Here is a 21,343-nt window from a genome sequence, read left to right as displayed (position 1 = left end):
TAGTTATGCTCCGGCAATTGTCTGACTGTGGGACAATCGGGGTATGCCCGGCTTCCTCCCCAACGACCCAAGCACCCCACTGACGGGCGTGCGCGCGCTGTATGCCGCGCACGACTGGCGCAGCTGTCCGCTCGGACACCCCGACACCTGGCCGCCGGAACTGGTGACCGCCGTCGGCATGTCGCTCAATTCCGCCTTTCCGATGTTCGTGGCCTGGGGGCCGGACCTGCGCTTCTTCTACAACGATGCCTATGCGGTCATCCTCGGCGCCAAGCATCCGGCCGCGCTGGCCCAGCCCTTCCGGCAGATCTGGGCCGAGATCTGGACCGACCTGGTGCCGATCATCGACCGCGCACTGTCGAACAAATCCGCCTTCCACGAAGACCTGCCGCTGGTGATCCACCGCCAGGGCTTTCCGGAACAGGGCTATTTCACCTTCTCGTATTCGCCGCTGCACGACGGCGCGGGGCGCGTGGCCGGCATGTATTGCACGGTCATGGAAACGACCAGCCGGGTCCAGTCCGAACGGCGCGCCGCGCTCGAGCTGAAGCTCTCGGATGCCCTGCACCCGCTGGGCACGCCCGACGAGGTGCTGGCCACGGCCAGTGCCCTGCTGGGCGAGGAGCTGGGACTGAGCCGTGCCACCTATGCCGAGGTGGACGACGCGGGCCGTGCATTTACCGTGCGCCACCAGTGGAACGCCGGCGGCGCCCACGAACTGTCGCGCGCGGTGTACCCGCTCGACGGCTTCGGCCCGACGATCGCCGCGCTCACGCGTGCCGGCGAAATCTTCGTCGTCGACGATGTCGAGACCGATCCGCGCTGCAGCGATTGCCGCGCGCTCTTCCGCGCGGAAGGGGCGGCCGCCGTGCTGACCGTGCCGCTGATGCGCGGCGGCCGCCTGGCCGGCTTCCTCAGCCTGAACCGCGCGCAGCCCGGCCACTGGCGCGACGCCGAGGTGCGCTTCACGCGCGCGACGGCCGAACGCACCTGGGCCGCACTGGAAACGGCGCGCGCCCAGGCCGAACTGCGGGCCGAGCGCGACCGCAGCCGCTACATCTTCGATACCATTGCCGAGGGCTTCGGACTGATGGCTGCCGACTGGACCATCGCCACCATGAATGCCGAAGGCCTGCGCATCTGCCGCATGGCGGCCGACCAGGTCATCGGCCGCAACTACTGGGCCCTGTTCCCCGAAGTGGCCGGTACCGAGGTCGCCGCCATGCTGCACCGGACGATGGAAACGCGCGCGGCCGGCGCGGTCGACCACCGGCTGTCCGACACCGATGGGCGCGGGGGCTGGAACGAAGTCCGCGCCTTTCCGACCCAGGACGGCGGCATCGCCGTGTTCTTCCGCGACATCACCGACCGCAAGCTGGCCGAGGAAGGCCTGAAGATGGCCGACCAGCGCAAGGACGAGTTCCTTGCCATGCTGGCGCACGAGCTGCGCAATCCGCTGGCGCCGATCAGCGCGGCCGCCATGCTGCTCGACATGGGCGCGCTCAACGAAACCCGGGTGCGCCAGAGCAGCGCCATCATCGGGCGCCAGGTGCGCCACATGACACGCCTGGTCGACGACCTGCTCGACGTCTCGCGCGTCACGCGCGGCCTGATCGAACTCGATCGCACCCTGCTCGACGTGCGCGCCATCGTCGACGAAGCCGTGGAGCAGGTGCGCCCGCAGCTGGCGGCGCGGCGCCAGCGCCTGGCCCTGCATGTGCCGGCGCAGCCGCTGGTGGTCGAGGGCGACCGCGCGCGCCTGGTGCAGGTGCTGTCGAATTTGCTGGGCAATGCGGTCAAGTACACGCCCGAGGACGGCGCGATCGAGGTGGATGCCGGGGCAGACGGGGGCAAACTGGTGCTGGCCGTGCGCGACGACGGCATCGGCATGGAACGCGAGCTCACCGAACGCGCCTTCGACCTGTTTGCCCAGGCCAAGCGCAGCTCCGACCGCTCCCAGGGCGGCCTGGGGCTGGGCCTGGCGCTGGTGCGCAACCTGGTCGAGCTGCACGGCGGCAGCGTCACCTGCGCCAGTCCGGGCCTGGGGCAGGGCAGTACCTTCACCGTGACGCTGCCGCTGGCGGCGAAGGCGGCGGCCAGCCAGCCAGCGCCGGGAACGGGCGCCGCCGGCGCGACGGGACTGACCCTGCTGGTGGTGGACGACAATGTCGATGCCGCCACGACGCTGGCGATGCTGCTCGAAGCCGCCGGCCACGCGGTCTACATCGAACACGAATCGCTGCGCGCGCTGGAACTGGCACGCAGCGCCCGGCCCGACGCCTGCCTGCTCGACATCGGCCTGCCCGACATCGACGGCAACGAACTGGCGCGGCGCCTGCGGGCGCAGCCGGAGACGGCGCACAGCGTGCTGATCGCGGTGTCGGGTTATGGGCAGGAGAGCGACCGCAGGGCGGCGCTGGAGGCGGGATTCAGCCATCACATGGTGAAGCCGGTGGATCTCGACGGCCTAAGTGCCGTGCTGGCCACGGTGCGCCGGGCCACGCACCTGAAGAGCGCCTGATTTTGTAGGGTGGGCTCCGCCCACGCGGTACGGCCTATGCAAACCGCAATGGCTTCTGGAAGCGTCGTGGTATGCAAGGGTACGACCGCGTGGGCGGAGCCCACCCTACAGTTTATGGCATGCGGGTGTAGTTCACTGGGATAAAGCGGTAACCTTTACCCTCGGTGCGCAGATAGCCCACGCCCGGGAACTGCAGGTGCGCTCCCCCGATCAGCGCCCCATCCTTGGCCGCCGCATCGAACAGCTTCTTGCGCGCCGCCGCTGCCGCCTTCTGGTCGCCGTCGAAGCCGATCGTCACCGCCGGGTCCTCGAACTGCACCGCGCCCACGTGGATCAGGTCGCCGATCATGACCATCTTCCGGCCGCCGCTCGTGACGACATAGGTCGTGTGGCCCGGCGTATGGCCATGCCCGCCCTGGGCGCGGATGCCCGGCGCGAGCTCGACGTCGCCCTCGAAGGTCTTGAACTTGCCGGCCTTGACGTAGGGGTCGAGCGCGGCCATCGCATTATGGTAGGAACCCTTGTCGTCTTCCTTTGCCTTGTCCATCTTCGCCTGGCTCAGCCATTCGTCGGCTTCCGCCTTGGCTGCGCGCACGACCGCGTTCGGGAAAGCCGGCGTGCCCTTCGTGACCAGGAGGCCGCCCAGGTGGTCGCTGTGCATATGCGTCAGGTAGATTTCGTCGACCTGTTCCGGCGTGTAGCCGGCCGCCTTCAGGCTTGCCTGGAGCTTGCCGAGGGTCGGCCCGAAGAGGATGCCGGCGCCCGTGTCGACCAGGATCAGCTTGCTGCCGGTATTGATCAGGTAAGCGTTGTCCGAGGTCTCGAGCGGGGCCTTCAGGTGGGCTTTCGCCAGCGCCGCATTGGTCTTGTCGGCCTTTTGCGTCAGCAGCTTGTCGACCGGCAGGTCGACCGTGCCGTCGGACAGCGGCGTGATTTCGAAGTCGCCCAGCATCATGCGGTAATAGCCGGGCGCCTGGGTTTTCGCCATCGGCGCGGCGGCGTAGGCGGGGGTGGCGACCAAGACGGCCATGAGCAGGGACAGGGCGGTGTGTTTCATTCGTTCTCCGTAGATGAAGTGATGGTCGAAATGACAGGCTTACATATCGTACATCAAGGCAGGCGATGGCATGCAAGAGCCGGCAGCGCGCGGGCGCCGGGACGCCGCGCGCTGCGCCATTCACGCCGGGGCGATCACTTCTTCGCCGCAAACGCCTTCTTCAACGCGTCCGCCGCAAACTGCTCCGCTTCCTTCGCCTTCGGCACCACCGCCCCCATGCCGAAGAACTCGTGCGTCACGCCCGTGTATTCCTTGTAGCTCACCGCGACGCCATCCTTCTTCAGCTTGTCCGCATACGCCTTGCCTTCGGACAGCAGCGGGTCGATCTCGGCCGCGATGATGGTGGCCGGCGGCAGGCCTTTCAGCGAGTCCGCCTTCATCGGCAGCGCATACGGGCTCTTCGGGTCACCCTGGTAGTGCTTGAAGAACCAGCCCATCATCGCCTTGTTGAGCGGCTTGGCGTTCGCGTTCTTCTGGTAGGAAGGGGTGTTCATGTCGTCGTTCACGACCGGATACACCAGCAGCTGGTGCACGGGCAGGGCGACCTTCTTGTCGCGTGCCATCATCGAGACCACGGTCGCCAGGTTGCCGCCGGCGCTCTCGCCGCCGACCGCCACACGCGTCGGGTCGCCATTGAACTCCTTCGCATGTTCGAGCGTCCACTGGTAAGCCGCGAAGGCGTCGTCCGGCGCGGCCGGGAAGGGGTGTTCGGGCGCCTGGCGGTAGTCGACCGCAACCATGATTGCGTTCGCCATCTTCGCCAGGGCGCGCGGACTGGCGTCGTAGACCTTGGTGTCGGCGATCACGAAGCCGCCGCCGTGGTAGTACATCATGACCGGGAACGGGCCCTTGCCCTCCGGAGTGTAGATATGGACCGGGAAGCCGGCGGCGCCGCTGCCGACCGTCATCGTCTTGACCGTCACGCCCGGTTCCGGCGCGGTCGGTTTCTTCATGTCGGTCAGGACCTTTTTCACCGCATCGGCCGGGGTCGGCTGCTTGCGCGCTTCTTCCGGCGTGAGCGTCTCGATCGGTTTCGGGTTCAGCGCCGCGTGGGCGTCGAGCACCTTCTGCATGTGCGGTTCGGCTTTCGGCGGTTTGGCCGCGTCCTTGGCCCAGGCGCTGGTGGCGAGCAGGGCAGCGCCGGCGAGCAGCGTCAATGGCAGGGCTTTTTTCATGAAAGACTCCTTTTCGTCAATTTTTAATCATGCAGCGCGGCGCGCCGCCCGTGATTACTGACGATCAGGGTCGCAGATGAAAATATTCCCGTCCGTGCGTTGACGCGCATTGACGAAATTGACGACGCAGCAGTCCGTGCCGGGGCGCCGGAAGTACGGCCGCGCCTGCAGGGCAGGAGTCCTTGTGGTGTAATTGCAGTCTTTGCCTGTTTCAACGCGGTTTCATCTTTATGCGCGCCACCTTCACCCAATGGCTGCACGGCTTCCTGCCGCAGCCTCTCCCTGCCGGCAACACCGAGCGCGTCCGTGCCGGCATCGGCGCCTGCATCGGCCTGTTCGTGACCGCGCTGGCCTCCCACATGCTGGCCCCGGACCTTGCGGCTTACCTGATCGCCCCGATGGGCGCCTCGGCCGTGCTGCTGTTCTGCGTGCCCTCCAGTCCGCTGGCCCAGCCCTGGTCTGTGGTCGGCGGCAATACCGTGTCGGCCCTGATCGGGGTCGCCTGCGTCCATCTCGTTCCCGACTGGCTGCTGGCCGCGCCGCTGGCCGGCGCGCTGGCGATCGGCACCATGTTCGCGCTGCGCTGCCTGCATCCGCCCGGCGGTGCGGTGGCCCTGACGACGGTCCTCGGCGGGCAGGCCGTGCACGAGGCGGGCTTCCTGTTCGCCCTCAGCCCGGTGGCGCTGAATTCGATCATCATCGTCATCGCGGCGCTGCTCTACAACAACCTCACCGGACGACGCTATCCGCACGCCCAGCATGCGGCCGACCGGAATGTCCACGCCACCGGCGACCCGGCGCCGGGTGCGCGCCTCGGCATTACCGAGACCGACCTGGAAGCGGCGCTGGCGCGCTATGGCGAGGTGCTCGACGTCAGCCGCGACGACCTGCTGGCGATCGTCGACGACGCGCGCCAGCTGGCGCTGCACCGCCATTTCAACGAACGCACCTGCGCCGAACTGATGTCGACCCACATCGTCTTCGCCGCGCCGAACGACACCCTCGAGCACGCGCGCGAACTGCTGCTGCGCTACCGCCTGCAGTCGTTGCCGGTGCTCGACGAAACGCGCCACCTGCGCGGCGTCATCGCCCAGGAAGACCTGCTGCGCCACACCGGCTGGGGCGCGCGCCTGCGCCAACTGGTGCCCGGCGCCGCGCTGCGCGTGGCCGACGCCATGCGCCAGCGCGTGGTCGCGCTCGACGCCGGCGCGCCGCTGGCGCAACTGGTGCCGCTGCTGCGCGACGGCGGCTATCACCAGGTGGCCATCATCGATCGGGACGGGGCGATGGTGGGGCTCGTCAGCCAGTCCGACCTGCTGGCCGCGCTGTGCGAGGAGCGGCTGGAAGCGGCTGCCTAGACCGGCCCTGTTCAGGAACCTCAGCCGCTCATCAGCGCGGCCGGTGCTGCGCGACCCGGGTCAGCAGGGCGTTCAGGGCGCCGAGGTCGACCGGCTTGGCGAACAGGTCGTCGAAGCCGGCGCCGCGCGCCTCCTGGCGGTCCTTTTCCTGGGCATAGCCGGTGATCGCGACCAGCACCGCGCTACGCAGGGACGGCTGTGAGCGCAGGGCGCGCGCCAGCTCGAAGCCGCTCATCTCCGGCAGGCCGATGTCGAGCAGGCAGACATCGGGCGCAAAGGCGGGCAGCAGCTCCAGGGCGTGTTCTGCGCAGTGCGCGATCGAGACCTCGTGGCCGTAGGCTTGCAGGAACATCGACAGCGTCGCCGCCGCATCCTCGTTGTCGTCGACGATGCCGATGCGCAGCAGCCCCGGCGCCGCGCCGGCCGGCAGTGCCGGCGTCCCCGCAGCCGCTTCCGCACTGCGCGCCACGGCGGGCAGGCGCACCACGAAACTGCTGCCGCGGTCCGGTCCTTCGCTATGCACGCTCACCGTGCCGCCGTGCAGTTGCAGCAGGCTTTTGACAAGTGCCAGTCCGATCCCGAGGCCGCCCTGGCTGCGGTCCAGCCCGCGTTTCCCCTGCGAGAAGAGTTCAAACGCGTCGGCGATCAGTTCCGGCGTCATGCCGATGCCGTTGTCGCGCACCGTGACCGCGAGTTCGCCGTATCCCGACTCCAGCAGCACATCGATCGCTCCGCCATGCGGCGTGTATTTCGCGGCATTGCTGAGGAGATTCGTCATCACCTGCACCAGGCGCTTGCGGTCGCCCAGCACGATGGCAGGGGCGGGCGCCAGCTGCACCAGCAGCCGGTGCTGGTGCTTCTCGACGAGCGGACGCACCTGCTCGATGGCGTCGGCGATGATGTCCTTGATGTCCAGTTCCGCGGTCGTCAGGTCGACCCGGCCGCGCGTCACCCGCGACACGTCGAGCAGGTCGTCGATCAGGCCGGTCATGTGCTTCGCCTGGCGCGCGATGATGGCGCTGGTACGGCGCACCGTCGCCACATCGACCGCGTGGTTCGAGAGGATCGCCGCGGCCGAGGTGATCGGCGCCAGCGGGTTGCGCAGCTCGTGCGCCAGCATGGCCAGGAATTCGTCCTTCTTCTGGTCGGCCTGGCGCAGCGCTTCCTCGGCCTTCACGCGTTCGGTGACGTCCATCTGCGCCACCACCGCGCCGACGATCTCGCCGGTCTCGTTACGGATCGGCGCGCCGGAATTGAGCATGATGCGGCGCACGCCGGGCCTGTCGAAGGACTCGATCTCGATCACGTGGCGCGGCGCGTCCTCGCCGGCCAGCGCACGGCTCATTGCCCATTCGTCCTCGCGCAGGCGCTGTCCGTGCCGCGCCGAGCCGTCGGCCCACCAGCCTTTCCATTCGGCGTAGGCGGCGATGTCGCGCGACATCGGATGCGCACCCCAGATGCGGCGGTTTTCCGCATTCACGTGCACCACGGCGCCGCCCGCTTCGGCGACGATGATGCCGACCGGCGCCGCCTGCAGCAGGGCGTCCAGGCGCCGGCGTTCGCGCTCGGCCTGGCCGGCCACCGCCAGCGCCTGCGCCTGGCTGTCGCGCAATGCTTCGCGCTCGCGCTGCAGTTCTTCCTGAATCGCCTGCTGCTGCTCCAGCAGCCGTTGCTGGTCGCTCAAGGCCTTGTGCAGTTCGATCAGGCGCATCACCTGGTGCGCCATCGTTTCCAGCACGGCTTCCTGCTGCGCCGTCAAGCCCTGAGGGCGCGGTTCCAGGTCGAGTACGCACAGGGTGCCGAGCGCCACGCCCTCGGGAGTGGTGAGCAATTCGCCGGCATAGAAACGCAGTCCCGGCGCGCCCGTCACCAGCGGGTTGCAATTGAAGCGGGCATCGAGGCGGGTATCGGGCACCACCATCCGGCCCTGCTGGAGCAGCGCGAACTTGCAGATCGAGTCGTCCAGCGGCATCTCGCGCGTGCCGAGCCCGATCTCCGACTTGAACCACTGGCGGCCCTCGGCTAGCAGGTTGACGGCGACGATCGGCGCCTCGAGCAGCTGGCCCACGAGGCGGACGATGTCGTCGAACGCGCGTTCCGGGGGCGTATCGAGGATGCCGTAGGCGTTCAGCACCGCAAGGCGATCAAGGTCGGTACGGGCAGGCAAGGGCGCGTTCATCGGATGGGAGTCTGGTCGAAAAAGAAAGAAACGATCATACGCGCCCGGCGGCCGCGCACGCGATGTTGCGGCGCAAAACGGGCGTGCCTGCGTGTAAACCCGGACGATTCGCGAAAAAAAACCGGGTTGCCCCGGTTTATGTCGTCACGTCGTCTCCGCGCCGCAGCACTTCTTGAACTTCTTGCCGCTGCCGCAAGGGCAGTCGTCATTGCGGCCGACCTTCGGTGTCTCGTGGCGCACCGTTTCCACCGCAGCCTTGCGCAGCGGCAACCAATATTTGTAGATCGCCGGCAGGTTCGCCTCGATCTCGAGCGCGAGATGATGTGCCTTGACCGGGTCTTCGACCAGCGGCAGTTCGGCTTCCTCGATCTCGTCGGCGCCGAGCAGATAGAGCGGGCGCATCAGTTCGGCGACTTCGGATTTCCAGATCGGCTCCCAGGAGCCCGGACGCAATTCCATGCCTTCCCAGAAGCCCCAGCACCAGGCTTCGGCATCGATCAAGGTCTGGCCCTTGTGCTCGTGCTCGCAGTAGAGCGGCTCGAATTCCTTGGGTGCGACTTCGAAGGTGATCAGGACTTCGTTCATGAAGCGCATGATCAGGTTGATGATGCGTTCTTCTTCCTTCGCGTTCTTCCACTTCGGCGCGGCGCCTTCTTCCTGGCCCCAGACGCGCGGCAGCCATTCGGCCGGCATGATGGTTTCCGGGCCGATCGCGATCGCGGTCAGGTAGCCGTGCAGGGTGTCCATCGTCATCGCGTCTTCCGGGCTGCGCTCGGAGAGGAGGAACTGGTCGAGTTCGTCGAATTCTTTTTCGGTGAGGGGCTGTTCGAGTTGCATGGGGTGCTCTTTTCTGTGAAGTCCGGCAGTTTAACGCCTCTCGGGCGCCAGGCATACGAAATAACGCGCCGCGCCGTACAATGACGATATGCACAACGAGTCTATTTCTTCCGACACAAATGCGGCGCACCCGTTCTCCCGCCTCGATCCGGCACGCGTGCTCGACGCCGTCGACAGCGTCGGCCTGCACGGCGACGGCCGCCTGCTGGCCCTGAACAGCTATGAAAACCGCGTCTACCAGGTAGGGCGCGACGAGGGCGAGCCGGTGGTGGTCAAATTTTATCGCCCCGGGCGCTGGAGCGATGCGGCCATCCTGGAAGAGCACGCGTTCGTGGCCGAACTCGTCGAGCACGAAATCCCGGTGGTGCCGGCCATGACCATCGATGGGCGCACCCTGCATGAGTTCGACGGCTTCCGCTTCGCCGTCTTCCCGCGCCGCGGCGGACGGGCGCCGGAGCTGGGCGATCCGGACACCCTGGAATGGATGGGGCGCTTCATCGGCCGCATCCACGCCGTGGGCGCAGTGAAACCGTATGCGCTGCGGCCCGAGCTCAATCCACGCACCTTCGGGCGCGAGCCCTTCGAGTATCTCGTCAGGCACGACTTCATTCCGCCCGAGCTGCGCGCCACTTATGCCAGCGTGGTCGAACAGGCGCTGGCCGGCGTGGCGCGCTGCTACGAGCGGGCCGGCAGCCTGCCCCTGCTGCGCCTGCACGGCGACTGCCATGGCGGCAACGTGCTCTGGACCGGCGACGGCCCCCATTTCGTCGACTTCGACGACAGCCGCATGGGGCCGGCGATCCAGGATTTGTGGATGCTGCTCTCGGGCGAGCGCATCGACATGGTGCGCCAGATGAGCGACGTGTTGGCCGGCTACGAGGACTTCTGCGATTTCGACCCGCGCCAGTTGTACCTGGTCGAAGCCCTGCGCACCCTGCGCCTGATCCATTACGCCGGCTGGCTGGCGATGCGCTGGGACGACCCCGCTTTCCCGGCGGCTTTCCCCTGGTTTAACACGCAACGCTACTGGCAGGACCGGATCCTCGAGCTGCGCGAGCAGGTCGCGTTAATGGATGAGCCGCCGCTCTGGCCGGTCTAAGCGGGGAATTGCGCCCATTTGATCGCGCAGTTCGGCGTGCCGTGATTGTCGGGTTTGCCTGATAATGCAGATGCGCGCTTCGCAATGCCTGTAGATCAGAGAACCACCATGGAACCAGTACCACACGACGATACCGACTTCACGATCGACCTGCCTGCAGGGAAGGCCACCCCGGTCATCCCGGCGCTACCGGCGGCCGACCGCGGCGCCGTCGAGAAGATGGCGATCAAGGAAGGCATCGCCCGTGTGGAAGCCGAGGCAAAAGCGAATGTGGCCGCCGAGACGCGCGCCCATGCCGAAGCGCGCGCCCGCTCGCTGGCCGAGGAGCGCGCCGCGCTCGACGCCGCCGCCGCGGCCGCTGCGCTGGCCAATGCCGAGGCGTCGGAAGAAGTCATCGAACTCAACCGCGACCGCCTGGAAACCCTGAAGGCCGCCGCCCAGGCCTCGAACGAACGGCTGGAGGCGATGCGCCTCGAGACGGCCGAGCTGCGCGCGCGGGTGCAGGCCGACACCGAAGGGCGCCTCGCGGTCGAAGCGCGCTCGCGCGCGGCCGAGGAAGCGCGGCGCCGCGCCGCCGAACAGATCGAAGCCGAGGCCGCGATGGCGCAGGAAGCCGCGCAGGCGGCCGAAGCGCTGCTGGTGCAGACCGAGGAAGCCCGGCGCCAGGCGGCCGAGCGCGTCGCCGCCGTCCAGGCCGCGCGCGAAGAAGTGCTGCACAGCGCCAGCGCCGACGCCCGGGTCGCCGTGCTGGCGCGCGAGCGCGAGCGCGCCGAAAAGGCCGCGCGCCAGACCGCCGAAAAACTGGCCCAGGTCGAAGCCGAAGCGCTGGAACTGGCCCTGCAGCGCGAGCGCGCCGACCAGGTCGCCCTCAGCTCGGCCTTTGCCCGCGCCACCGCCGAGGCACGCGCGCTGGAAGAAGCGCGCGCCCTGGCCCACGTCGAACACGAACGCGCATCGATCGCCCAGTCCCAGGCCGACTCGGCCCGGATCGCCGCCGACACCCTGCGCGCCAGGTTGCAGCTGGAGAAGGAACTGCGCGACGCCGCGATCCACCGCGAACGCCTGGAGCAAAGCGCCGCCGCCACCGCCGAAGCGCGGCGCGAGGCCGAGGCCCGCATCGCCGCCGCGACCGAAGCGCGGATCGAGGCCGACCGCAAGCTGCGCGAAGTCGCGCTGGCCCGCGCCGAAGCCGAACACGAAGCGGGCATGCAGGTCGAAGCCCGCCTGCAGGCCGAATCGGAGGCCGCCGAACACGCCCGCGCGCGCGCCGAGGCCGACCGCCTGGAGGCAGCGGCGGCCGAGCAGGATGCGCGCGAGCAGGAGCGCGAACGTGCGCTGGCCGCCGAACGCGCAATGCTGGCGCAAGCCGCGGCCGATGCCCGGGCCAGGACCAATGCGGCGCAGGAAGCCGAAGTAGCGCAGGCGAGCGCCGCCCTCGAACACGAACAGGCCGCAGCCGAGCTGGCCGAACGCCGCGCCGCGGAAGCCCTCGAACTGGCTGCCGCCGAGCGTGCCCGCCTCGACGCCGAAAGCGCAGCGCTGGCGCAGGCGCAGGAAACCTTGCAGGCCGAACGTGCCCTGAGCGAGGCCGCCAACGCCCGCGCCGAGGCCGAAGCAGGGCAGATGGCGTCCTTGCACGAGGGTCTGGAGGCCGAGCGGCGCGCTGCCGGGGCCGCGCAGGCGGCGCTGGAAGCGCAACGGGCCGAGAGCGCGCGCCTGCTTGAAGCGGCAGCGAGCGAAGAAGCCGCCGCTGCCGCCGCCCAGGCCCAGGCGCTTGCAGCAAGCGAACTGGCGCGCATGCAGGCCGAGCGGGCCGCCACCGAACAGGCGCGCCTGGCGGCAACCGAAGCGGCGCTCGAGGCCGAACGCGAGGCGGCCGCGGCCGCGGCCGAAGCGCTGGCGCTGGCCGAACAGAAACTGGCGGCGCAGCGCCAGCAGCTTGATTTCGACACGCGCGCCAACGCCGCGGCGGCGGCGCGCCTCGCATCCGAAGAAGAAACCGCGCTGGCCGCACGCGTGCGCTGCGAGGCCGAGGAAGAAGCGGCGCGCCTGGCGCGCGAGCAGGAGCAGGCCGAGTCCGCAGCGGCGCAGGCCGCGCTGGAAAAGCGCGACGCCCAGCGCGCCCTGCTGGAACACGCCCAGGCCCACGCCGAGATGCAGCGCCGCACGGCCGCCACTACCCAGCAGATGGCCGACGCCCGGCGCGAGCTCCTGGCCCTGGAAACGAAACGGCTGGAAGAACAGGCGGCCGAGCTGTCGGCCACCGAGGACGCCGTCAACGAGCGCAAGGCCGAAGCGCGTCAGCGTACCGCTTCGGAAAACATTACGCGCGAAGTGCTGGGGCGGCTCAAGAACATGCCATCGGCACAGCAGGCCGCTGCACGGCTGGCCGAGGTGATCATGAACCAGAGGAAGTCGAGCGAGTAGGGGGGGAGCGAGGCCAATGGCCTCGCTTACGGTTTCATCGGGCGGGAAGACCCGCCCACCCTACGATTGACGCATCAGCGCGCCACGTTCGGCGCGTCGCTCGGCGCTACCGGCGACGCCGGCCCGGTGTTGACCTCATTCACGAAATACTCGGTCTCACCGAAGCAGCTGGTCGGCACGCCCTTGTGCTGCTTGTAGCCGATCTCGACGCGCTGGCCCATGGTCGATTGCAGTTTCCGCACCAGCGCATCGTCGCGCACGGTGAAGGCGAAACGCTCGGGAATCGCACCTGGCATGCTCGAAAGCAGGATTTCGCCTTCCCAGGTCTTGCACAGCCAGCCCTTTTTCGAGAATTTCTGCAGGTAGCCGGCGCGCGTGCCCTCGGAGTACGACCAGGTCAGCGTGAACCAGGTGTACAGCCCGCCGATCACGACCAGGGCGGCGACGAGGGACAGCAGGATGGCGATGGCGCGTTGCGGCAGGGCTTTCGGCATGATTTCCGGTTCGGTCAGGTAAAAGGGGCGCTCAGCGGCGCGGTCGGCCCCATTCTGCCACGCACGCCTCGATTGTCAAAATGGCAGGGCACACCGGCCCCGCCTTTTAAGTACCGCTTAAGGGGGAGGGGCACCGATCAGGCGATCTCGGCCCTGTCGTGCGCCTCTTCCAGCGCGACGCGCCTGCGGTGCCGGATCGAGGACCACAGCGAGACCAGGATGAAGGCCACCCCGGACAGTCCCGTGAACCATTCCGGAATCTCGTAATGCACGCTGGCGAACATGATCAGCGCCAGGATGCCGATCGCGTAGTGGGCGCCGTGCTCGAGGTAGACGAATTCCTGCAGCGTGCCCTTGTAGACCAGGAACACGGTCAGCGAGCGCACGAACATCGCGCCGATCGCCAGGCCCAGCATGATGATGACGACGTCATTGGTGATCGCGAAGGCGCCGATCACGCCATCGAAGGAGAACGAGGCGTCCAGTACTTCGAGGTACAGGAAACCGCCGATGCTGCCCTGGGAAATCATCTTGCCGATGGTCGGATCTTCTTCCTCTTCCTCGAGCAGGCCGCTGATCCAGTCGACGCCGACATACACCAGTACCCCGACCACGCCGGAAACGAGCACCGCCAGCTTGCGCTGTTCGGGCATCAGGCTCATGGCGCCGAACACGGCGAGCAGGGTCAGCAGGATGGCCAGGCCTTCGGAACCGTACTGTCCCACCTTTTGCTCGATCCAGCCGAGCCAGTGCAGCTCCTTTTCTTCGTCGAACAGGAAGTTCAGGAAGACCAGCAGCAGGAAGGCGCCGCCGAAGGCCGACACTTCCGCATGGTGCTCGGTCAGGTGGCGCGAATACTCCTGCGGGGTCTGGATCGCCATGTCCCAGACGTCGAGCAGGCCAAGGCCGGTCGCCACCGAGACGATCACGAGCGGGAACAGCAGGCGCATGCCGAACACGGCGACGACGATACCGACGGTGAGGAAGAGCTTGCGCCAGAATTCGTTCCAGTGGCGCAGTACCGACGCGTTGACGACTGCGTTGTCGAAGGACAGGGAGACCTCGAGCACCCCGAGTACCGCCGTGATCCACAAGGCGTTGACCAGCCCGGCCGTGCCGCCGTGCTGGTAACCCCACCAGCCCGACAGGCACATCAGCACCACGGTAACGGCAAACGACAGCCTGAAATGACGCATATTGGTTTCCCCGAAATTCTAATATTGGTTGAAATGCCACAGTTTTCAGTATCTTAACCGCAGCCGGGGTGCTGTGGCGCAGCGCAGTTCGCCGTAGAGCATTGCTTCTGCGATAATTCCGGCCGGCATATGCACTTATCTAGCGACAAGGATTCCATGGACTACGCTTACCTCATCACCCCCTTCCTGACCTGGCTGATCGTCGGCCCCATCAAATTCCTGATCAACAGCGCGCGCCAGCGGCGCTGGGCCTTCAACCTCGTCGGGAATGGCGGTTTTCCGAGCAACCATAGCTCGGTCGTCACCAGCATGGCGACCCTGATCGCACTGCGCGAGGGGATCGGCCACCCGGCCTTCGGCGTTGCCGTGACGCTCTGCTTCATCGTGATGATCGACGCCAACAGCCTGCGCCAGCACGTGGGCCGCCAGGCTGCCGCCATCAACCGCCTCGCCGCCGGTGCCGCGGATCACACCACCCTGCGCGAACGCATGGGACATACCCTGGTCGAGATCTGCGGCGGCATCGCCACCGGCATCGGCATGGGTTTCCTCGTGTTCAATTTGTTCGGCGGGTAATCAGCGTTCCAGTCCGGGGCGGTGCCCTGGGTCGTCCCCACGGGGACGACGGATGTTAACCAGGGCGCCATATCGCTGCCGGTCGGGCGTTTAATCGTGAGCGTCTGCAGTTCGTCGCAGCATTTCGCAGTTCATCCATCCAAAATAGCAACGGACGGGATCCTCAATTGACGGGTGGGGCCGCCTCCGGGATACTGCGCGCTGACAGGTTTCATCTAAATTTTATAAATACGTCGTCGGTCCAATTCGGGAGATTCCTCAATGCTGCGTAACACTCTACTTGTCCTTGCCATCGCGTCCGCCCTGGCCGCTTGCAGCAAGGAGGCCAAGGATCCGGCCAAGCCCGACGACAAGGCGGTCGCCGGCGCCAACCAGAAGGACACCCGGCCGAGCCAGCTGCTGGTCGCTCCGCAGGACCTGCTGACGGTCTCGAGCGATGCGCTGGCCTCCGGTCCTGTGATCACGGGCTCGATCCAGCCGGAACGGCGCGCCGACCTGCGCGCCGAGGTGTCGGCCGTGGTATTGCAGGTACTCAAGGAAAATGGCGAGCCGGTCAAGCGCGGCGACCTGCTGGTGAAACTCGACGAGACGGCGATCCGCGACACCCTGGTCTCCGCCGACGCCGCCGTGCGCGCGGCCGGCCAGGCCCTTGACCAGGCCAATCGCCAGCTCGAGCGCCTGAAAACCCTGCGTGCCTCGGGCATGACCTCGGCCGCGGCCCAGGACGAAGCCGAAGTGCGCCGCAATACCGCGCTGAGCGAAGTGTCGGCCGCGAAGAGCCGTGCGGCGCTGGCGCGCCAGCAGATCGCGCGCACGATGGTGCGCGCGCCGTTCGACGGCATCGTCAGCGACCGCAAGGTCTCGAGCGGCGACACCGCCACGGTCGGCAAGGAACTGGTGAAAGTCATCGATCCGACCAGCATGCGCTTCGAAGGGCGCGTCTCGACCGACAAGATCAGCACGATCAAGGTCGGCCAGAAGGTCTCGTACCACATCAACGGCTACGGCACCCAGCAGTTCACCGGCGTGGTGCGCCGCATCGATGCCTCGGCCAACGACATCACGCGCCAGGTCGAAGTGCTGGTCGGCCTGACCGGCGAACAGCCGCGCGTGGCCGGCCTGTATGCGGAAGGCCGCATCGACGCCGAGAGCTCGAACGTGCTGATGCTGCCCGAGAGTGCGCTGGTGAAGGCCGGCGACAAGACCTACACCTGGCGCGTCAAGGCCAACCAGCTGTCGAAAGTCGACCTGCAGACCGGCGTGCGCGACCAGCGTACCGGTAACATCGAGATCAAGGCGGGCCTGGCCGCCGGCGACACCGTGCTGCGCAACCCGAGCTCGAACCTGAAGGACGGCCAGAAGGTCGTCTTCGCGGCCAGCGCCCCTGTTGCCGGCAAGACCGTCGCCAGCGCCACCAATGCGCCGGCTAAAAGTAACTGAGGGAAACTAAGCCATGTTCCTCTCCAATTTCTCCGTCAAAAAGCCGATCGCGACGGTCGTGCTGATCCTGGGCATGATGGCCATGGGCCTGCTGGCCCTGTCGAAACTGCGCGTCAACCAGAACCCGGACGTCGAGATCCCGGTCATCGTCGTCAACATCCCGTATCCGGGCGCCTCGCCCGAGACGAGCGAGCGCGAGATCATCAACCGCCTGGAAAAGCAGATGCTCAGCGTACCGGGCGTCACCGAAGTCGAGTCGTATGCGAACGAGGGCAGCGCCACGCTGGTGCTGCAGTTCGACTTCAAGCGCAACCTGATCGAAGCCTCGGACGACGTGCGCAACGCCATCTCGGCGGTGCGCTACAAGCTGCCGACGGAAATGCGCGAGCCGATCCTGCGCCGCGTCGATCCGGCCTCGCAGCCGATCATGCAGCTGGCGCTGTCCTCGACCGGCCAGTCGCACGCCGAGCTGTCGCGCCTGGCCGAGGACGTGCTGGCCGACCGCTTCCGTGCGATCAACGGCGTCTCGACCGTCAACGTCAACGGTTCGCTGCGGCGCGAGCTGTCGGTCCTGCTGCGCGCGGATAAACTGCGCGAATACAACGTCTCGGTGGGCGAAGTGGCCAATGCCCTGCGCAACCAGAACACGAATGCGCCGGTGGGCAAGGTGCGCGGCACCCTCGACGAGAAGGGCATCCGCCTGATCGGCCGCATCGAGCGTCCGGAAGACTTCTCGCAGGTCGTCGTCAAGCGCAGCGGCGAGACCATCGTGCGCCTGAACCAGGTGGCCGAGATCCGCGACGGCTTCGCCGACATCGACAGCGCCTCGATCCACAGCGGCGCGCCGAACGTCGGTATTTCGATCGTCCGTACCCGCGACGCCTCGACCGTGTCGATCGCCAAGGACGTGCGCAAGCTGGTCGAGGAGATCAACAAGGAACTGCCGAAGGGCAGCACCCTGAGCATCACCCGCGACGGCGGCAACGAAGCGCAGAGCAGCCTGAACAACGTGATCGAGTCGCTGGTGTTCGGCGCCGTGCTGACCGTGTTCGTGGTGTACGCCTTCCTGAACTCGTGGCGCTCGACCCTGATCACGGCGCTCTCGCTGCCGACCTCGGTGCTGGCGGCCTTCATCGCGGTCTGGCTGTGCGGCTTCACGCTGAACTTCATGACCCTGCTCGGGCTGTCGCTGGCGATCGGCGTGCTGATCGACGACGCCATCGTGGTGCGGGAAAACATCGTGCGCCACATGGAAAACGGCGCCGACCGCCGCACGGCGGCACTGGTCGGTACCTCCGAGATCGGCATGGCGGTCGCCTCGACCACCTTCTCGATCATGGCCGTGTTCATCCCGGTGGCCTTCATGCCGGGCATCGCCGGCGAATGGTTCCGTCCGTTCGCGCTCACGGTCACCTGCTCGGTGCTGGTCTCGCTCGGCATTTCGTTCACGCTCGATCCGATGCTGTCGGCCTACTGGGGCGACCCTCCGGGCCACCACCATGCGCCGAAGAAGGGCATCTCGAAGGTGCTGGGACGCTTCAACGACTGGTTCGACCGCCAGGCCGCACGCTACGGCAACGTGATCGCCTGGGCGCTGCACCACCGCCGCTGGATGGGCGCGATTGCCGTGCTCAGCTTCGCTGCCGCGATCGGGCTGCAGGTCAAGGCCGGCGGCACCAGCTTCCTGCCCAAGGGCGACGGCAACAAGATCATGATCGACGTGCGCACCCCGGCCTCGTCGAGCCTGCAGTACGCCAGGCTCAAGATGGAACAGGCCGCGGCACTGGCGCGTACCATCCCGGAAACCCGCGCCACCGACAGCGTCATCCGTCCGAACGGCGGTTCGATCTATATCGAGATCGGCAAGCGCAACACCCGCCAGCGTACGGCGGCCGCGATCGGCGCCGAACTGCGCACCAAGGTGGCCCAGCTGGTGGGCGCCGAGTACACCGTGCTCGACGACCTGAACGGCGGCGGCAAGCCGGTGCAGATCGAGTTCACGGGTTCCGACTCGCGCAAGCTCATGGAGCTGACCACGGCCTATATGGACAAGCTGCGCCAGGTGCCCGGTGCGGTCGACGTCACGCTGTCGCAGCAGGATCCGAAGAACGAGCTGCAGATCGAACTCGACCGCGGCCTGGCCAATTCGATGGGCGTGTCGGTCGGCGACGCCGCCACCGCGCTGCGCGTGGCCTTCGCCGGCATCGAAGTGGGCGACTGGGTCGACCCGACCGGCGAGACGCGCGACGTCGCGGTGCGCCTGCATCCGGAAGACCGCGTCAACATCGAGAACATCGAGCGCCTGCCGATCGCGATTGCCGGCACCAACATGATGGTGCCGCTGGAGCAGATCGCCCGCATCAACATGGGTAAAGGTCCGTCGGAAATCGTGCACAAGGACGGCAAGCGCGTGATCACGGTCTCGGCCAACGCGCAGGGACGCTCCTCCGGCGAAGTCACGGCCGACGCCATGAAACTGGCCAAGACCTTCGACTTCCCGCCGGGCTATGGCCTGGCGCTGGGCGGCGCGGGCAAGGACCAGCAGGAACTGTTCGGCGCGATGTTCACCGCGCTGCTCGGCGGCATCGGCCTGATGTACCTGATCCTGGTGATGCAGTTCGGCTCCTTCACGGCCCCGCTGGGCGTGATGCTGTCGCTGCCGCTGTCCCTGATCGGCGTCGTGCTGGCCCTCCTGATCACCGGCGGCACGCTGAACCTGATGAGCTTTATCGGCATCATCATGCTGATGGGCCTGGTGGCGAAGAACGCGATCCTGCTGCTCGATGCGGCGCGCGGCCTGGAAGCGGAAGGCTACGACCGCGAGGACGCGCTGATGAAGGCCGGCCGCATGCGCCTGCGTCCGATCCTGATGACGACCTTTGCGCTGATCGCCGGCATGCTGCCGGTCGCGCTGGCCCTCGGCCCGGACGGCAAGTTCTACCAGCCGCTGGCCGTCGCCATCATCGGCGGCACGATCACCTCGACCTTCCTGACGCTGCTGGTCGTGCCGACCTTCTACGACAGCATCGAGATCGCGCGCGACCGAATGGTGGCCAAGTTCCATCGCCGGGCCGAGCGCTGGCACGCGCTGCCGGCCTTCCTGGCGACCCTGGTGGAAGCGGTGCTGACCCTGGTATTCGTGCGCCTGATCTTCCGCGTCATCATGCGCGGCGTGCACAAGGCCACCGGCCGCGGCCACCCGGCCACGGTGCCGCTGGCGAAGGCGCCGGTTGCCAAGGTGACCGAAGGGGTCTGAAGGCCGATCCGGTTCCCGCTCCGGGACTCGGCCTGACGGAAAAAGAAAAGCCTGCGCAAGCAGGCTTTTCTTTTAATGGCATCGTGTGCTTGCCGGTCACTGGCCCGCGCCCGGCTTGGTGGACGCCGGCCCGGTGCCGGTGGTATTGCCGGTGTGGCCGGCCGTATGCGTTCCCGCGGCCGGTGCCGCCTGCATCGGCGAGCCGCCCGGATTGGCGCCGCCGGTCGTGTTGCCGCTGCCGTCGATCGGCTTGACGCCGTCGACCCCGCTGGCGCCGCCGCTGGCGCCGAGGCTGGTTTCCTTCGTACTCTCGCCGTTGCCGACGGTGCGCGGCGTGTTGTTCGTGTTGTACTCGGTGGACGACAGGCCGGCGTTGCCGGAATTGCCGGTGGCGCCGCTGACGCCGGCGGCCGCGCCGGTGCCCGAGCCTTCGGTCCGGCTCGTCACGTGGGCGGCGTCGCCGTTGCCGCCGAGGCCGGAGTCCTTCTTGGTGCAGGCGCCGAGCGTGGCGGCGAGGAAGGCAGCGGTCAGTACGATCTTCGGCAGGGTATTCATGGTGCGCATGGTGGGACTCCTTGTTCGATGGCTTGCCGCTGCCGCATGCGTCAAGGCAGGCGGCGCGGGGGACTGGGTTTGATTGTGTCATGGGCCGTGTGCGATTCACTGTGCGCTGTTTGACAGAGCGACACAGCAAAGGCGGCGCAGGCGGCAGGAAGGGAAGGAAAGGGTGGCGGCGCAACGACAGGGTGCGCGGCCGTGGCGCGAACGGCCACCACAAGAGCGAAGGCGCAACGTGGGGAAATCGAAAGGCGAAACGGAAGGGCGAAGCAGGACCGGCCCGAAAGCTGGCGTTGTTGCGGAACGCCGGCAGAAAAACGCCGGCAGAAAGCCGCCGGCCAGGCGCAAACGCGGAGCCCGCGTTGTGGGGCTCCGGTTTGTGGGCGGAGAAGCCGATTAGCGGCCGGTACCCGTGGTGCCGGTGCCGGTGGTGCCGGTGCCCGACGAGTCGGTGTTGCCGGTGGTGCCGCCCGAGGTGGTGGTGCCCGTGGTGCCCGACGTGCCGCTGGTGCCCGAGGTGCCGGTCGTGCCGGTTGCGCCCGTGCCCGTGGTGCCGGTTGCGCCGGCGCCAGACTGGTCGGTCATGGTGCCGGTGGTGCCGGTACCCGTGGTCGTCGTCGTCGTGGTGGTGCCTGCTGCGCCGGTGCCGGTAGCGCCAGTGCCGGTTGCGCCGGTACCGGTATCACCCGTGGTGCCGGTGCTGCCGGTGGTGCCGGTGGTGCCGCTCGTGCCCGACGTCGAGCTCGGCGAGGTTGCCGAGGTGTCGCCACTGCCGGCGGTGCCAGCGGTGTCGTGCTTCTTGCAGGCACCGAGCATCGATGCCAGCAGGGCTGCGGTCAACAGGATTTTTGGTGCTTTGGTCATTGCGTTCATTGTGTACACTCCTCGTTCACGTCTATCTTGTGCCGAAGTCTCCAGGTGAGGCGGTGGAGATCAACGACGCTAGTTCGGCTCGACCATGAACCTCTGTCGGAAACATCGCCATCGATGCACCCTTGTGTTCATTGGCCGAGCCACCAGGGAACCGACGCAACACGCGGCCCCAATTCAGTGCACGAATTCGACTGAAAAATTTAGACTGTCGTGACTACCGACAGTTCGTCGAAACGTGACCTTCTTGCTTTGTTCCGCGATACTGCTTGCGGAGTTTGATACCGGTCAAACGGTTTC

Annotated in this window: 15 protein-coding genes; 7 read left to right on the top strand and 8 right to left on the bottom strand. The window is 67.3% G+C overall.

The genetic code is table 11. The annotated features are described in order from the left end of the window. The first annotated feature begins 43 nt into the window (after positions 1–43). The gene (locus LPB04_RS21840) at positions 44–2,521 is read left to right on the top strand and encodes a hybrid sensor histidine kinase/response regulator (RefSeq protein WP_193686534.1); all 2,478 of its coding nucleotides are present in this window, start codon (positions 44–46) and stop codon (positions 2,519–2,521) included. Between the two features lie 112 nt (positions 2,522–2,633). On the opposite strand, the gene LPB04_RS21835 is transcribed toward LPB04_RS21840, so the two are convergent. After that, positions 2,634–3,578, bottom strand: coding sequence for an MBL fold metallo-hydrolase (locus LPB04_RS21835; protein WP_193686533.1), 945 nt, complete (start codon positions 3,576–3,578; stop codon positions 2,634–2,636). Between the two features lie 134 nt (positions 3,579–3,712). After that, on the bottom strand, positions 3,713–4,753 hold the full coding sequence (locus LPB04_RS21830) for an alpha/beta hydrolase (protein WP_193686532.1): 1,041 nt from the start codon (positions 4,751–4,753) through the stop codon (positions 3,713–3,715). A gap of 230 nt (positions 4,754–4,983) precedes the next feature. Here LPB04_RS21830 and LPB04_RS21825 point away from each other — a divergent pair, with 230 nt between their 5' ends. After that, positions 4,984–6,111: an HPP family protein gene (locus tag LPB04_RS21825; protein WP_193686531.1), complete on the top strand. Its 1,128-nt coding sequence runs from the start codon at positions 4,984–4,986 to the stop codon at positions 6,109–6,111. Between the two features lie 31 nt (positions 6,112–6,142). Here LPB04_RS21825 and LPB04_RS21820 read toward each other — a convergent pair whose 3' ends face one another. Then, a complete protein-coding gene (locus tag LPB04_RS21820; protein WP_193686530.1) occupies positions 6,143–8,290 on the bottom strand; it encodes an ATP-binding protein in 2,148 nt (715 codons plus the stop codon). Between the two features lie 144 nt (positions 8,291–8,434). Next, positions 8,435–9,127 carry a UPF0149 family protein gene (locus LPB04_RS21815; protein WP_193686529.1) on the bottom strand — a complete coding sequence of 231 codons (693 nt, stop codon included), beginning with the start codon at positions 9,125–9,127 and terminating at the stop codon, positions 8,435–8,437. Between the two features lie 88 nt (positions 9,128–9,215). On the opposite strand from LPB04_RS21815, the gene LPB04_RS21810 reads away from it, so the two are divergent. After that, the gene (locus LPB04_RS21810; RefSeq protein ID WP_193686528.1) at positions 9,216–10,226 is read left to right on the top strand and encodes a serine/threonine protein kinase; all 1,011 of its coding nucleotides are present in this window, start codon (positions 9,216–9,218) and stop codon (positions 10,224–10,226) included. Between the two features lie 108 nt (positions 10,227–10,334). After that, a complete protein-coding gene (locus LPB04_RS21805) occupies positions 10,335–12,653 on the top strand; it encodes a coiled-coil domain-containing protein (protein WP_193686527.1) in 2,319 nt (772 codons plus the stop codon). A gap of 74 nt (positions 12,654–12,727) precedes the next feature. Here LPB04_RS21805 and LPB04_RS21800 read toward each other — a convergent pair whose 3' ends face one another. Both LPB04_RS21800 and LPB04_RS21795 read right to left on the bottom strand, forming a co-directional pair. Beyond that, positions 12,728–13,147 (bottom strand): hypothetical protein, encoded by a 420-nt coding sequence (locus LPB04_RS21800; RefSeq protein ID WP_193686526.1) that lies wholly within the window; start codon positions 13,145–13,147, stop codon positions 12,728–12,730. A 137-nt stretch (positions 13,148–13,284) separates the two neighbouring features. Next, positions 13,285–14,343: a DUF475 domain-containing protein gene (locus LPB04_RS21795; RefSeq protein WP_193686525.1), complete on the bottom strand. Its 1,059-nt coding sequence runs from the start codon at positions 14,341–14,343 to the stop codon at positions 13,285–13,287. 156 nt (positions 14,344–14,499) lie between these two features. On the opposite strand from LPB04_RS21795, the gene LPB04_RS21790 reads away from it, so the two are divergent. The 3 genes from LPB04_RS21790 to LPB04_RS21780 all read left to right on the top strand — a co-directional run bounded on the left by LPB04_RS21790 (position 14,500) and on the right by LPB04_RS21780 (position 19,615). Then, the gene (locus LPB04_RS21790; RefSeq protein WP_193686524.1) at positions 14,500–14,919 is read left to right on the top strand and encodes a divergent PAP2 family protein; all 420 of its coding nucleotides are present in this window, start codon (positions 14,500–14,502) and stop codon (positions 14,917–14,919) included. Positions 14,920–15,180: 261 nt separating this feature from the next. Then, entirely contained in the window at positions 15,181–16,359 is a 1,179-nt protein-coding gene (locus LPB04_RS21785) for an efflux RND transporter periplasmic adaptor subunit (protein ID WP_193686523.1), read from the top strand. 13 nt (positions 16,360–16,372) lie between these two features. Beyond that, positions 16,373–19,615, top strand: coding sequence for an efflux RND transporter permease subunit (locus tag LPB04_RS21780; protein WP_193686522.1), 3,243 nt, complete (start codon positions 16,373–16,375; stop codon positions 19,613–19,615). Between the two features lie 96 nt (positions 19,616–19,711). Here the strand turns inward: LPB04_RS21780 and LPB04_RS21775 are convergent, their stop codons facing one another. Both LPB04_RS21775 and LPB04_RS21770 read right to left on the bottom strand, forming a co-directional pair. Then, entirely contained in the window at positions 19,712–20,179 is a 468-nt protein-coding gene (locus LPB04_RS21775) for a hypothetical protein (protein WP_193686521.1), read from the bottom strand. A gap of 390 nt (positions 20,180–20,569) precedes the next feature. Next, a complete protein-coding gene (locus LPB04_RS21770) occupies positions 20,570–21,046 on the bottom strand; it encodes a hypothetical protein (RefSeq protein ID WP_227496532.1) in 477 nt (158 codons plus the stop codon). Positions 21,047–21,343: the final 297 nt, after the last annotated feature.

Origin of the sequence: Massilia litorea (assembly GCF_015101885.1) — a bacterium.
In the GTDB taxonomy this organism is placed as follows: Bacteria; Pseudomonadota; Gammaproteobacteria; order Burkholderiales; family Burkholderiaceae_D; genus Telluria; species Telluria litorea.
This window is presented reverse-complemented; position numbering and strand designations above follow the sequence as displayed.